The sequence below is a fragment of the Actinomadura sp. K4S16 genome (assembly GCF_008327685.1).
Taxonomy (GTDB): Bacteria; Actinomycetota; Actinomycetes; order Streptosporangiales; family Streptosporangiaceae; genus Spirillospora.
On record NZ_BDDE01000021.1, the window covers coordinates 231,957 to 245,628 of the forward strand.

At 73.1% G+C, this 13,672-nt stretch carries 12 protein-coding genes; 7 read left to right on the forward strand and 5 right to left on the reverse strand.

Translation table 11 applies throughout. The features are described 5' to 3' along the window. Nucleotides 1–56 precede the first annotated feature (56 nt). The 4 genes from K4S16_RS33835 to K4S16_RS33850 form a co-directional block, all read right to left on the reverse strand. Nucleotides 57–674: a DUF47 domain-containing protein gene (locus K4S16_RS33835; RefSeq protein ID WP_149263130.1), complete on the reverse strand. Its 618-nt coding sequence runs from the start codon at nucleotides 672–674 to the stop codon at nucleotides 57–59. Nucleotides 675–995: 321 nt separating this feature from the next. After that, on the reverse strand, nucleotides 996–1,187 hold the full coding sequence (locus tag K4S16_RS33840; protein WP_308800926.1) for a hypothetical protein: 192 nt from the start codon (nucleotides 1,185–1,187) through the stop codon (nucleotides 996–998). 246 nt (nucleotides 1,188–1,433) lie between these two features. After that, nucleotides 1,434–5,534 carry an AAA family ATPase gene (locus K4S16_RS33845; protein ID WP_149263131.1) on the reverse strand — a complete coding sequence of 1,367 codons (4,101 nt, stop codon included), beginning with the start codon at nucleotides 5,532–5,534 and terminating at the stop codon, nucleotides 1,434–1,436. 224 nt (nucleotides 5,535–5,758) lie between these two features. Beyond that, nucleotides 5,759–6,280, reverse strand: a complete 522-nt coding sequence (locus K4S16_RS33850; protein WP_149263132.1) for a gamma carbonic anhydrase family protein — start codon at nucleotides 6,278–6,280, stop codon at nucleotides 5,759–5,761. 237 nt (nucleotides 6,281–6,517) lie between these two features. Here K4S16_RS33850 and K4S16_RS33855 point away from each other — a divergent pair, with 237 nt between their 5' ends. The 5 genes from K4S16_RS33855 to K4S16_RS33875 all read left to right on the forward strand — a co-directional run bounded on the left by K4S16_RS33855 (nucleotide 6,518) and on the right by K4S16_RS33875 (nucleotide 11,833). Then, nucleotides 6,518–7,585 (forward strand): DivIVA domain-containing protein, encoded by a 1,068-nt coding sequence (locus K4S16_RS33855; RefSeq protein WP_149263133.1) that lies wholly within the window; start codon nucleotides 6,518–6,520, stop codon nucleotides 7,583–7,585. Nucleotides 7,586–7,684: 99 nt separating this feature from the next. Further along, nucleotides 7,685–8,212 (forward strand): peptide deformylase, encoded by a 528-nt coding sequence (gene def, locus K4S16_RS33860; protein WP_235037239.1) that lies wholly within the window; start codon nucleotides 7,685–7,687, stop codon nucleotides 8,210–8,212. 112 nt (nucleotides 8,213–8,324) lie between these two features. Continuing rightward, nucleotides 8,325–9,074, forward strand: coding sequence for a response regulator transcription factor (locus K4S16_RS33865; protein WP_149263135.1), 750 nt, complete (start codon nucleotides 8,325–8,327; stop codon nucleotides 9,072–9,074). Further along, nucleotides 9,074–10,600, forward strand: coding sequence for a cell wall metabolism sensor histidine kinase WalK (locus K4S16_RS33870; RefSeq protein ID WP_200842267.1), 1,527 nt, complete (start codon nucleotides 9,074–9,076; stop codon nucleotides 10,598–10,600). Before K4S16_RS33865 ends, K4S16_RS33870 begins: the two co-directional genes overlap by 1 nt. 261 nt (nucleotides 10,601–10,861) lie before the next feature. Further along, nucleotides 10,862–11,833 (forward strand): S1C family serine protease, encoded by a 972-nt coding sequence (locus tag K4S16_RS33875; RefSeq protein ID WP_149263136.1) that lies wholly within the window; start codon nucleotides 10,862–10,864, stop codon nucleotides 11,831–11,833. A 177-nt stretch (nucleotides 11,834–12,010) separates the two neighbouring features. On the opposite strand, the gene K4S16_RS33880 is transcribed toward K4S16_RS33875, so the two are convergent. Beyond that, entirely contained in the window at nucleotides 12,011–12,835 is an 825-nt protein-coding gene (locus tag K4S16_RS33880) for an oxygenase MpaB family protein (RefSeq protein WP_149263137.1), read from the reverse strand. A gap of 130 nt (nucleotides 12,836–12,965) precedes the next feature. Here K4S16_RS33880 and arfB point away from each other — a divergent pair, with 130 nt between their 5' ends. Beyond that, nucleotides 12,966–13,391, forward strand: coding sequence for an alternative ribosome rescue aminoacyl-tRNA hydrolase ArfB (arfB, locus tag K4S16_RS33885; RefSeq protein ID WP_149263138.1), 426 nt, complete (start codon nucleotides 12,966–12,968; stop codon nucleotides 13,389–13,391). Between the two features lie 42 nt (nucleotides 13,392–13,433). Then, nucleotides 13,434–13,649, forward strand: a complete 216-nt coding sequence (locus K4S16_RS33890) for an isochorismatase family protein (RefSeq protein ID WP_200842268.1) — start codon at nucleotides 13,434–13,436, stop codon at nucleotides 13,647–13,649. Nucleotides 13,650–13,672: the final 23 nt, after the last annotated feature.

Genomic DNA, 13,672 nt, shown 5'->3' on the forward strand with positions numbered 1-13,672 from the left:
CTCGGCGCCGGCCGGGGACTCGCGGGTGAGGGTGGCGCCGGGGTCCTCGGCAGCGCTCATGATTCCTTGACCGCTATGGTCTCGACCGTGTTCGCCACGTGCTCGAACGCGTCCGCGGCGTCCTCGAGGCGGTCGATGATCTGCTTCAGCTTCAGCACGGTCAGGGTGTCGTACTCGCCGCTGAACAGCTGGGCCAGCAGCTTGCGGTAGACCTGGTCGCCCTGGTTCTCGAGCCGGTTGATCTCGATCCAGTACTCGTTGAGCTCCTTCATCGAGCGCAGCCGGGGCATGGCCTCGGCGGTCAGCTCGGCGGCGCGCTCCAGGACCTCGACCATGTGGACGACGCCCTTCGGGAACTCGTCGATCTTGTAGAGCACGACGAGGTCCGCGGCCTCCTCCATCTCGTCCATGACGTCGTCGATCGTGGAGGCCAGCCGGTAGATGTCCTCGCGGTCGAACGGAGTGATGAACGTTTCGTTCAACCGACGCATGATCGCGTGGGTGTTTTCGTCGCCCGCATGCTCGCAGGCGCGCATCTTCTCCGCGATCGCCGCGCGGTCGGCGCCGTCGCTGATGAGTTCCACGAGCAACCTGGCGCCGGTGACCAGGTTGTTCGCCGAGTCGGCGAACATGTCGTAGAAGCTGTCCTCACGCGGCGTGAGACGCAAGCGCACGTCGTTCTCCTGAAGTGCCGGAACAGTCCGCAGAGGATCGTAGGCGCAACCAGCCGTAAAAAGAACCTTTGCCCCGGCTTCGGCTGCTGTCCGCCATCCTCTCACCTACAAGGTTGCCCTAGATCAGGAGGTACATACCCCGCGAGAAGTCCCCAATCTGGGGGAACGCCCGTCAGAACGGGGCTTGCGGGACGGCCGTGCGCCCCGACAGGGATGACCACGAGTGAGATTCGTTACAGTGCCGCGACCTGGGCGGCGAGCTTCGGCGGACTGAAAAGACGAACCGGGGACGCCCCAAACGGCGTCCCCGGCAGCGGTGGTTCAATCCCGTGGCGTCAGCTCACGACGACCGGCCTCGCCGGACCGCACTCCGAGCACCATGTCGATCTCCGCGATGGTCAGCGGCCGCTCCGCCGCGGCCACCGCGCTCAGCATCTCGGCATAGAGTTCGATCTCGTCCAGCGCAACGCGGTCGTGGACGCGCAAATCGAGGTTCTGGCGCACCGCGTCCACCTCCGTTCGTTCCCCACACCCGTCGTCGAGGCTACGCGCCTCGCCCCGGCGGGCACATGACCCAAGAGGGCCATTCGAGGGCCACTCCGACCCTGTCCGTCCGGGGGAGATCCCCCGCCGGGGGGTAGGCGCCGCCAGACGGCCGCGGCCCACCGATCCCGGGAGCCGCACCCCGGACTGCCTAGCCTTCCCAGGTGGCGCCCGTCTGATGCGCGCGGCCCGTGCCGCATGGCACGGACGGGCCGGTCACCGCCCCGGCCGGAACCCCTCCCGGGTCCCCTGGTGGAAGCCGCCGAGCATCTGCTCCAGCGACGTCTCGGGCAGGTCGCGGACCGTCAGCCGGGCCACGGTCGCGGCGTTGACGTCGGCGCCCGCGAGCCGGGCCGCCTGCCGCGCCACGGTCTGCTCGAACAGCGCGCGCACCGTCCGCGCGTAGGCGAACTGCGGGTCCTCCCGCAGCCGCGAGAACCGGTTGAGCAGCTCGACGCGCAGCTCCTCGTCCAGCATGTAAAGGTCGCGCTCGGCATAGCTCTGGAACAGCCGGACCATGTCGCGGTCGCCCATCCCGGTGAACTCCAGGATCCGCCCGAACTCGGCGCGGAACTCGGGACTGCCCGCGAGGAAGCCCTCCATCTCCGCCGCCGGACTGGAGCACACCACCATGAACCGGGCCCTGCCCGCCGCGCCCTGCCGCATACGGCGCAGCAGTTCCTCCACCACGGCGGGAGACCGGTCGAGCAGGTACGCCTCCTGGATGAGCAGCACGCCGCCGAGCGCCTGGTCGACCATGCCCGCGACCCGGTTCTCGGTGTCGACCCGGTCGCGGCCCGCCAGGTGGACCGGGCGGCAGGCGACCACGTGTCCGGAGTCCAGCAGCCCGAGCGCCGCGTAGATGCCGCCGACGAGGCCGGCGACGGTCGTCTTGCCGGTGCCGGGCGGCCCCGTGAACACCAGGTGCCGCGCGTCGCCGCCGGACACCCCGTACCGGGCCCGGTCGGCCGCGAGCCCCGCCTCCTCGGTCAGCTCCAGCACGGCCGCCTTCACGTCCTCCAGCCCGGTGAGCTGGTCGAGCTGCCGCAGGTAGCCGTCGATGTCGCCGGGCGGGCGCAGCGCCGGCTCGATCCCCTCGGCGACGCCCGCGAGGTCGTCCGGGGTCAGCACGAGCCGGTCGTGGGACGCCCCGGCGCGCTCCATGTTGCGCTGGGCCGCCTGGTCCAGGTACGCCTCGACGAGCCGCGCGTTGACCAGGTCGCCCGGTCCGCGGAGCCGCTCCAGGTCGGCGCGGACCACCTCCAGGGCCGACGCGCCGATCGTGACGCGCCGCTCCTCCGCCAGCAGGTGCAGCAGCGTCATCCGGTTGTCGAGGTCGCCGAAGTCGGGCAGCCGGTGGACGCGGAACGCCTGCACGAGCTTCGGGTGCTCCTGGAGCAGCCGCTTGTAGGCGCCCGGCTCGCAGGTCGCGATCACCGGGGTGGTGTTCACCGGGTCGCGGCGGGCGCGGCGCACCGCGCCGACGACCGCGGCCGGGTCGGCCGCGCCGGTGACGGCCACGTCCAGCCGCTCGAAGAGGATCACCGGGCCCGGCTGCCCGAGCAGCTGCCCGATCCGCTCCGGCGGCGCGTTCCGGACGTCCTCGGCGTCGTGCGCGCGGATCGACCCGTCGCCGAGCCCGGCGTTGGCCAGCGTCAGCGCGATCATCCGGGAGAGCCGCCGCTGCCCCGAGTGCGGCTTGCCGACCAGCAGCACACCGGGCACGCCGGCCTTGATCGAGCTCGGCGCGCCGTCCACGCGGGTGCGCTCGATGTCCTCGCCCGCCGCGTTCCACTCCTCGGCCTGCGCCTTCAGGTCGCCGAGCAGCGCCGCGGCGTCGTGCTCGCCGTACACGAAGCCGAACCCGAACCGCTCCAGGACGCGGCGGGTGCTGCGGTCGCTCGGCGGCGGGATCTCGCTGACGGGCTGGTCCGGCGAGGGCGTGTCGTCCAGGAAGTCGAAGTCGCCGACCATCGTCTGGGACATGACCTTCGTCCCCGGGCCGCCTCCCGGGACGGGCGGCGGCCCGGGGTTCGGCGGACCGTCTTCGAGGTCGTCCGGGCCGAGGATGCGCGTTCCCGGCGGCTGCCCCGGCGGGGCCTGCCGGCTCTGCTGAGGCGGGCCGCCCTGGTCCTCCACGCGCGTCGCGTACGGGTCGAACGCCTGGGGCTGCGGCTCGGCCGGGGACGGGGGCTGCGCAGGGCCCGCCGGACCCGGCTGGACGTTCGGCTGGGGCGGGGGCGCAGAGCCAGCAGGCTGGTAGCCCAGCTGCGTGTACGGCGGCAGGAAGTTGTCGTCCTGCTTCTCCTCCTCGGGAGGGGAGAAGCCGCCTGCCTCCTGAGGGGGCGCGGGCGTGTGGCCCGCCTGGACCGGCTCGGGCACGGCGGGCTGTGCTGGAGACGAGGGCTGTGCTGGAGACGAGGGCAGCGCTGGAGACGAGGGCAGCGGCGGGCTCTGCATCGGCGCGGGCGGTGCCGGGCTCTGCATGGCTCCGGGACTCTGCACGGGTGCGGGCGGCACGGCTCCGGGACTCTGCACGGGTGCGGGCGGGGCCGCGCCGGGGCGCTGGAAGCCGAGTTCGGTGTACGGCGGCGCGGCGGCGGCCTCGTCCTTGTCGTCCTCGGCGGGCGAGTGGCCGCCCATCATCGGATCCGGGGCGGCGAACCCCGGGGAGTTGAACGCGGCCTGCTGCCCTTGGCCGGGCGCCGGGGTCTGGGCATGCCCGGCGGCGGGGCCGGGCGCGTTCTCCCAGCCGGGCTGCGCGGGCGGCTGGACGAAGGGGCGGTCGGGCTCGGACGGCGCGAAGTTCGCCCCGGACGCCCCCTGCGGCGACGCGCCGGGGGCGAGGCCGGGCTGGCTCGGCATGTTGAACGGGGACGGCTGCTGCGGCACCGGGCTGGGCGTGGACGTCGGCGCGGCGGCCGTGGCGCGGGCCCGGTTGCGTCCGATGATCCCGGCGACGATCGCGGTCGGGACGGGGAAGCCGCGGGGCCGGGCGGGCATGCCGCCGAGCCGGCACCACGCGAGGTCGACCTCGTACATGGCCGCCAGCAGCGACTCGGCGCCCGGACCGGATCCGGCGGCCGACCGCAGCGGCTCCGGAAGGCGCATGTCCTGCGGCCACAGCCGGCGCAGCGGATGCCCCCGCTGCTCCGACACCCCCTGCACGGTGTAGCGGATCTCCGGGTCCAGCCAGGGGACGATGGTGCCCACCATGTCCTTGCGGACGACGTCCAGGTCGGCGGCCAGCAGCGCGGCGGCCACCAGCCGGGGCTCGATGTAGGCCGGTTCGGCGGGGTCGCCCGACAGGTCGGCTATCAGCTCGCTGAGCGTGTAGAAGGCGTGCCGGAAGTTGTCCCCCGGCGAGCTCTCGTTCCTCAGCGCGGGCACGAGGTTGGGCGGGCACCGCGTCAGCCACTGCTGGACGATCGCCTGGTCCCCGTAGGGCAGCGCCCCGTAGTCGACGGTGGGGTTGGACAGGGTGGTGCCGAGGATGGCGAGCAGCGCGTCCGCCCTCACCTGGAACCGGACGTCGTCGCGCAGCGCGCTGGCGACGGCCCACATCGTCCGCAGGACGACGACCGCCGCGTCCACCCGGCTGGCGCGCAGCCGCTCGGAGTAGAGCGCGACCAGAGACTCCAGGGCGGGCGGGGTGAGCCAGCGCGGGCCGTCCACGTCGGGGAGGGGCCTCGCGCGGTAGGGCTTCCACAGGTCGAGCATCTGGGCGTCCAGCCGCGAGTCGAACGCGGGCGCGGCGGAGCACCAGAGCATCACGCCCCAGGCGACGGCGACGGTGGACGGCGCCTCGCTCGTGAACTCCCGCCACCAGTGCGGGTAGTCCTGCGCGGCCAGCGTGGCGGCGGACTCGACGGTCGAGCGGACCCGCGAGGTCAGCTCGGTCGCGAACCCGTGCGCGACGAAGGGCAGCCCGGACGGCGGGTCGTAGGAGAAGTCGGGCCCGGCGGGGATGACGTGCGGCGGCAGCGCGGGCACCTGCCCGGGCCGCTGCTGCGCGGGCCGCGCGGCCATCCGGACGGCGGGGATGCGCGGCGGCGGGCACAGGTACCACTGCCCGTCGGACGGGTGCAGCCGGTACCAGCGGGCCCACGCCCCGAACAGCCACCACGTCCCGTCCGGCAGGACGAGCATGCGCCCCGCGATGGCGTGATGGCGCTGCTGCGGAGGCGCCGACGGCCACCATGCGGCGGCCACCATCGCCCTCGTGTCGCGCTCTGCCTCCGTGAACGGATCCTGCCCCGCAGCGGGGCTGGGCGGCGGAGCACTGCCATAGCCCGGTCCCCACACCACGATGGTCATGGTAGTCAGCAGAATCCGGCCGGGGCTCCCCTCACCGGCCCATTCGCCGTGTCCCCGCAGGTCAGCGAATTATCAGAGGCGGGAAACAGTGGGGCCGGGCGATCCGCGGGGCAGTTCGCGGTCGGCCGTACCGCGCATTTCGGTCGGGCGAGCCGCTCAGCCCCCTGCGCGGTTCAGCCCCCTGCGCGGTTCAGCCCCCTGCGCGGTTCAGCCCCCTGGACGGTTCAGTCCCACTGGGCGGTGCGGTGCCGCTCGGCCTTCTGGACGTACACCTCGGGCGTGTACCGCAGGACCGCCCGGTCGTCGTCGGTGAGCTCCCGGACGATCTTGCCGGGGGTGCCCGCGACGAGCACCCCGGACGGGATCTTCTTGCCGGGCGGGACGAGCGCGCCGGCAGCGATCAGCGTCCCGGAGCCGATCCGGGCGCCGTTCAGCACGATGGCGCCGATGCCGATGAGCGAGCCGGCCTCGACGTGGGCGCCGTGCACCATCGCCTTGTGGCCGAGGCTGACCCGGTCCTCCAGGACCGCGGGCATGCCCGGGTCGGAGTGCATGCAGCTGAGGTCCTGGATGTTGCACTCCTCGCCGACGATGATCTCCTCGTCGTCCCCGCGCAGCACCGAGCCGTACCAGACGCTGGACGCGCGGCCCAGCGTCACCCGTCCGACCACGACCGCGCCGGGCGCGACCCACGCCGCGGGGTCGATCTTCGGCCGGTCCTCGCCCAACGCTCCCAGGTAGCTCATGGCGCCGATGGTAGCCGTCCCCCGGCGGAGGGTTTTCTCCGCAGATTGGATAGTTTGTCGCGCATGTCCAGGTGACGAAACGGCTGCGAGTAGTGCGGTTCCGGTTGCGCGAATGGGGTGGACCGGACAAGAGTCGTCCTGACGTTTCCCACCGTGGGCCGCTCACCGGCGGGTGAGGATCGCATCTCAACCGACCCTGACGGGGTGATGACCCCCGCCAACGACCCCTTAGGCATCATGAGCAACGAAGCCGAAATCCTGCCGAACCTCCTCCAAGAAGAGTCCTTCGAGATCGTCATGCGCGGCTACAACCGCCGCCAGGTCGACGACTACATCGCCCGCGCCCAGCAGAAGCACCGTGAACTAGAGGCGCGGCTCGCCCGCGCGCAGGACGAGGTCGAGCGGATCCGCCGCGAGATGGCCGAGGTCCGGGAGGCCCGCAAGCCGACCGGCGACGACCTCAGCGACCGCCTCCGGCAGATCATCAACCTCGCCGAGGACGAGGCCCAGGACAAGCTCGCCGAGGCCGAGGCCAGGGGCACCGAGATCCGCAAGGACGCCGAGCAGGAGTCCAAGCGGATCATCGACGAGGCCCGCTCGCACGCCGAGCGGAACCTCTCCCAGGCGCAGGAGAAGGCCGAGCACGTGCTCGCCTCCGCCAAGAAGGAGTCCGAGAGCGTCCTGTCGGCCGCCAAGCAGGAGGCCGAGCAGACGGTGACCGGCGCCCGGCTGGAGGCCGAGCGCACCCTCACCGCGTCCGAGCGGCGCGCCAGCGTGATCAACGAGGGCGCGACACAGCGGCTCACCGCGCTCACCAAGAACCACACCCAGGCCCTGCAGCGCCTCACCGAGATCAGCGAGACGCTGCACCGGCTGCTGACCGCCGAGAACGAGGCCGGTCCGCTGGAGAAGATGGTCGAGGACGCGGTCCGGCAGAGTTCGCCGCCCCGCGCCCAGGGCAAGCCGGCGCCGCAGGCGCAGCCCGCGCAGGCGGCTCCCCAGCAGCCCGCGTCCCCGGGCGCCAAGCCGGTGGCGAAGCCCGCGCCGGCCGCCGCGAAGCCGGCCCCGGCCCCGGCCCCGGCCAAGCCCGCGCCCGCCGCCGCTCCGGCGCAGGCGAGCCCGGCGCAGTCGGTCCCGCCGCAGACCGCTCCCCCGCTCAAGAAGCCCGAGCCGTCCCCGGTCGGCGACGGCCCGGCGCCCTCCGTCCCGCCGCAGGCCAAGCCCGCGCGTCCGGACGAGGACTCCGGCGGCCCGGCGACCGCGCCCATCCCGCCGCAGCAGCCGCGCGGCCCCATCGAGCTCTAGCGCGCGCACCGCGGGCGGTGCGGCGGGTCCTGAGCAGGCCCGCCGCACCGCCCGCGGCGTTTCGGGGGACCGCGTTTCCCGGGATATAGGATCTTGATCGTGAGCAAACGGACCCATCCGCGCGGAACCGCCCGCCCGGTCAGGCTTCTCGGGGACCCGGTCCTGCGCACCGAGTGCGACCCGGTCCGGACGTTCGACGCGTCGCTGGAGCGCCTCGTCGACGACATGTTCGCCACCATGTACGAGGAGGACGGCGCCGGCCTCGCCGGGAACCAGATCGGCGTCGGGCTGCGGCTGTTCGTCTACGACGTCGAGGACGACAAGGGCCGCCGCCACATCGGCCACGTCGTCAACCCGGAGCTGGTGGCCGCCGACGGCGAGCGGGTCGTGGAGTCGGAGGGCTGCCTGTCCGTCCCCGGCCTGCGTTTCGACACCCCCCGCCACCACCACGCCGTCGTCGAGGGCGTTGACGTGAAGGGCAGGCCCGTCCGCGTCGAGGGCACCGGGTACTTCGCCCGCGCCCTGCAGCACGAGTGCGACCACCTGGCGGGCAGGGTCTACATCGACGTGCTGTCCGGGGACGCCCGCCGCGAGGCCATGCGGGCGATCCGCGCGCTCCGCGAGTAGGCGGCGCGGGCACTTCCCGTCCCATGCGGACCGCCTGTCCGGCGCGTGCGCTCAGCCTGTCCTCCGCGCGCATTCAGGAGACGTTCAGGTTGGGATGCGAACCTCTGCGATGATGTGGAGGGGGACTGTGCAAGTGGTCGAACGTGCGGCGAACGGTGGCAGGACGGCGGAGGCGACGCTCCTCGTCGTCGAGGACGAGCCCAACATCCTGGAGCTCCTCGCCGGCAGCCTGCGCTTCACCGGATTCGACGTGATCACCGCCACCAACGGGGCGGACGCGGTGCAGTCGGCGCGGCGGCACCGCCCCGACCTGATCGTGCTGGACGTGATGCTGCCCGACATCGACGGGTTCGACGTCGCGCGGCGGCTGCGGTCCGGCGGCGACCACACCCCCGTGCTGTTCCTGACCGCGCGGGACGCCGTCCAGGACCGGATCAAGGGGCTGACGATCGGCGGCGACGACTACGTCACCAAGCCGTTCAGCCTGGAGGAGGTCATCGCCCGCATCAGGGCGGTGCTGCGCCGGTTCCGCGGCGGGGCGACCGAGCCGCCGCCGAGGATGGTGTTCGCCGACATCGAGCTGGACGAGGACAGCCACGAGGTGTGGCGCGGCCGCAGACCCGTCCAGCTGTCGCCGACCGAGTTCAAGCTGCTGCGCTACTTCATGGCCAACGCGGGCCGCGTCGTGTCCAAGGCGCAGATCCTCGACCACGTGTGGAACTACGACTTCCGCGGCGACGCGGGCATCGTCGAGTCGTACGTGTCCGCGCTGCGCCGCAAGGTCGACAACACCGAGCCGCGGCTCATCCACACCCTGCGCGGCGTGGGCTACGTGCTGCGCGAGCCGACGAGAACGGGCTGATGGCCACGCGGGCCCCGGCGACCGCCGCCCCTCCCGAGGTGCGGGGCGCCGCCGGCGCGGCGCCCGCCGGGGGCCTCGCACGGACGTGGGCCCGCATGTCGCTGCGCGTCAAGCTGATCGCGGGGATGCTCGTCCTGGTCACCCTCGGCATGACGGTGATGAGCGCGGCGGGCGCGTCGGTGCTGCGGCAGTACCTCGTCGGACGGGCCGACGACCAGCTGCGCGGTTCGGTCGGGCGGGCGATCGACCAGGTCGTCCCGCAGCTGGAGAGCGGCCGGACGCGGATCACCGTGCGGATTCCCAGCGAGATGTACGGGCAGGTCCGCACCACCGACGGCCGCTCGCTCGGGCAGAACGAGGCGTGGAGCGAGACGGGCCATCCGCGGCTCCCGGCGAACCTGAACGGGCACATCGACCGGCCGTTCACCGTCACCGGGACCGGCGGGTCGACCTGGCGGATCCTGGCCGAGCCGATCTCCGACGGCACGGTGCTCGTGCTCGCGTTCAGCATGGAGGAGATTGACCGGACCGTGCAGCGGCTCGTGGTGATCGACGCGATCGTCGGGCTGCTGGTGCTGGCCGTGCTGGTGGTCGTGGGCGTCGCCGTCGTCCGGGCCAGCCTGCGGCCGCTGTGGGCGGTGGAGGCGACCGCGGGCGCGATCGCGGCGGGCGACCTGTCCCGGCGCGTCCCGGAGGCCGACCCGGGGACGGAGATGGGGCGGCTCGGGCGGTCGCTGAACACGATGCTCGGGCAGATCGAGGCGGCGTTCCGGGCGCGCGCGGAGTCGGAGGCCGCGGCCCGGCGATCCGAGGAGACGGCGCTGCGCTCGGAGGAGCGGATGCGGCGGTTCGTCGCGGACGCCAGCCACGAGCTGCGGACCCCGCTGACCGCGATCCGCGGGTTCGCCGAGTTCTACCGGCAGGGCGCGGCGCGCACCCCCGAGGAGGCGGAGCGGCTGATCGGCCGGATCGAGGAGACCGCGTCCCGGATGGGCCTGCTCGTGGAGGACCTGCTGCTGCTCGCCCGGCTCGACCGGCAGCGCCCGATCGAGCGGCGCCCGGTGGACCTGCTCGCCGTCGCCGCCGACGCTGTCCAGGAGGCGAGAATCCTGGCACCCGAGCGCACGATCGACCTCACCGTCGAGGGAGGACTGGCGTACCAGGTGCGGGGTGACGAGCCGCGGCTGCGCCAGGTCCTCGGCAACCTGCTCAGCAACGCCGTCGCGCACACGCCGGAGGGCACACCGATCGAGGTGCGGCTGTCGCCGGGCACGTTGCGCGGCGAGCCGGCGGCGGTCGTCGCGGTCGCCGACCAGGGGCCCGGCCTGGCCCCCGAGCAGGTGGACCGGGTCTTCGAGCGCTTCTACCGCTCCGACGAGGGCCGCTCCCGCGACCACGGCGGCGCCGGTCTCGGGCTGGCCATCGTCGCCGCGCTCGTCGCGGCCCACGACGGCGAGGTCCGCGCCGACTCCGCACCCGGCGAGGGCGCGACGTTCACGGTCGTCCTGCCTCTGGCGGAAGACTAGAGGCGGCATTCAGGAAACGTTCAGGATCGTGGGTTCCAATGGACGCACAGGGCGCGCCCCGATCTCGACGGGGAGCGGGAGGCCGCGCCCTGGCCAGCTTGGACGGACGATCGGTGCGACCGGCCGGTCACCGCGGCCGAGGGGCCGACCCCTCGGCCGCTTTCTCATGACTGTAGGCGTTCAGCACACTTTCAGGTCGGCTCCAGGCGGCCTGCAGGCCCAGGGCGCACTCTTCATGGTGAGAGCGACAGGGGGATCCAGATGAACGCCGACAGGCCGCAGCAGCAGCCCTGGGAGCCCGGCGGAGCCGGGGAGCCCGGAAGGCCCGGATTCGACCCGTACCCGCAGTGGACGGGCAACGTCCCGCCGCCACCGACGGACGCTCCGTCCCGTCCGGGCATGTTCGGCGCGGGGATGTTCGGCACGGCGCGGCACAAGCTCGCCGCCGTGGGCGCCGCGACGGCACTGGCCCTGGGGGCGGGCGGCGCCGGCGCGGGGGTGACGCTGGCGCTGACGCACGAGAGCACCGTCTACTCGAGCCCGACGGCGGTCTCCGGGGTCGCGTCCAAGAGCACGACCGCGCAGGTCGCCGCCGCCGTCCAGCCGAGCGTCGTGTCGATCCAGGCCCGGACGGCGTCCGGCGTGGAGGGCGGTTCCGGCGTGATCCTCCGCTCGAACGGAGTGATCCTCACCAACGCGCACGTGGTGTCCGGCGCCCAGCAGGTCGCGGTGAAGTTCAGCGACGGCAGGACCGCGTCCGCGCAGGTCCTCGGCGCCAACACCGGGGAGGACGTCGCCGTCGTCAAGGCGGAGGGGGTGTCGGGCCTGAGGCCCGCGACGCTCGGCTCCAGCCGCGCCGTGGCGGTCGGCGACCAGGTCCTGGCGGTGGGCAGCCCGCTCGGGCTGGACGGTTCGGTGACGTCCGGCATCGTCAGCGCGCTCGGACGCGAGATCCAGGAGGGCGGCGACCAGCAGCAGCTCCCGCCGGGGCTCCAGGGGCGGCTGTCGCAGCAGCAGCAGACCGTGATCAAGAACGCGATCCAGACCGACGCCGCCATCAACCCCGGCAACTCCGGCGGCGCTCTGGTCAACGCCGCGGGCCAGGTGATCGGCGTCAACACCGCCATCGCCACGTCCGGGAGCAGCAGCGGGAACATCGGGGTCGGCTTCGCCATCCCGGTCGACTCCGCCAAGAAGGCCGCCGACGCGATCATCGCCGGCGCACAGGTCTGACCCGGGACGCCGTCCGGCCAGGGCTCTGGGGGGAGCGGGCGGACGGACGGCGGACCGGGGCAGAGGGTCCTCCCGGCCGGGCCGGGTGGGAGGACCCGGCAAGGGAGAGCGGCCGCGTGACCTGCCTGCGGGTCACGCGGCCGCTCTGTGCCGCCCGTGCTCTGTGCCGCCCCGCGCTCAGCTCCGCACCCGGACGGCCGGGCGCCGCTTCACCTTCGCCAGCATCCGCCGCGTCGTGAGCAGGTAGTACTCCCGCGGCAGCGTGCGGACCCGCAGCGGGAGCCGCGGATAGACGAGCGCGATCGCCCCGACCAGGAGGCGGAACCGGCGCTCCCGTCCCGAGGTCCACCTCCACCCGTACTGCTCGCGGATCGGCGCGGGCATCAGGCCCGCGGTGAGCAGCCGGATCGCCATCAGGCCGGGCGCGTGCAGCGGCCCGCCCGGCAGCCTCGGGTGGAGCACCTGCTCGGCGATGGCCCGCGACGCGTCACTGATCTCCAGGCTGTGCAGCATGTCCGCGTAGTACTCGCGGAACTGCGGGTAGGTCTCCGGCATCCGCTCCTCCGGGCAGCCGAGGATCGTCGCGTAGACCTTGGTCTGCCCGTAGAACTCCGCGAGCTCCGCCTCGGTGAACGTCCGCCGGAAGACGAGCTGGTAGAACTGCACCGCCACCGCGAACAGCGTGGACGCGACCCACACCTGCAACTCGGGGTCGTTCGCCTCGTAGTCGGGGCCGGTGACGGCCGCGTGCCCCTTGGTGACGAGGGCGCTGAGCGTCTCGGCCTCCTCCCGCGTCCCGAACTGCACCGCGTAGAGCCACCCCATCGTGTTCCGCAGCCTGCGCAGCGGGTCGTCCGCCGTGTAGCTGTGGTCGTAGACGCCCTGCGCCACCTTGGGATGGGCCGTCTGCAGCAGCGACGCGGCGCCGCCCGCGGCGATCAGCACGCCCTCCCGCGTGATGACGCGGATGAGGTCGTAGTCCCGGAACAGTCCATCGTCCATGGCAGGCACGTCCATAGCAGGCGCATTCATGGCGCCCAGTGTAAGTAAGTACTTTCCTGGTCGCCAGCGAGGGCCGCGGGCCGGAAGTTATTGGAGCGACGATCCGACCCTTCCCTGCGACAATGGGGACATGCCCGCCCAGATCCATGTCCGCGGCTCGGTCTCCATCCCAGAGTCCGAGCTCGCCTGGCGCTTCTCCCGCTCCTCGGGGCCGGGCGGGCAGCACGTCAACACCAGCGCCACCGCCGCCGAACTCTCCTTCGACGTCGCGAACTCCCCGTCCCTCCCCGAGCCGCTGCGCGCCCGCGCCCTGGAGCGCCTCTCCGGTCGGCTGGTCCGCGGCGTCCTCACGATCCGCGCCGAGGAGTACCGCTCCCAGCAGCGCAACCGGGACGCCGCCCGCACCCGCCTGGCGACGATCCTGGCCGAGGCGACGGCCCCACCCCCGAAGAAGCGCATCCCGAAGAAGGTCCCCCGCGGCATCAACGAGCGCCGCCTGGAGAACAAGAAGCGCCGCAGTGCCGTGAAGCGCCAGCGCAACGCCCGCTGGGACTGACCCCGGCTCCCCGCGCGGACCGGGACTCCTAGAATGATCTTCATGTCTGCCGGGCTCGTGCTCATCGACCTCGTCCTCGGCGGGCTCGTCACGACCATGGGCGTGGAGTCGACCGCGCGGGCCGCGAGCGACCACGGCTACGAGCTGGAGTTCGTCGCGGACGCCATGTCCGGTCTCACCGCCGAGGAGCACGACTTCGCCGTGCGGCGCACGTTCCCGAGGTTCGGAGCGGTGCGGAACACCACCGACTACCTCTGACCGGCCTCCCCGGCGCCGGGGGG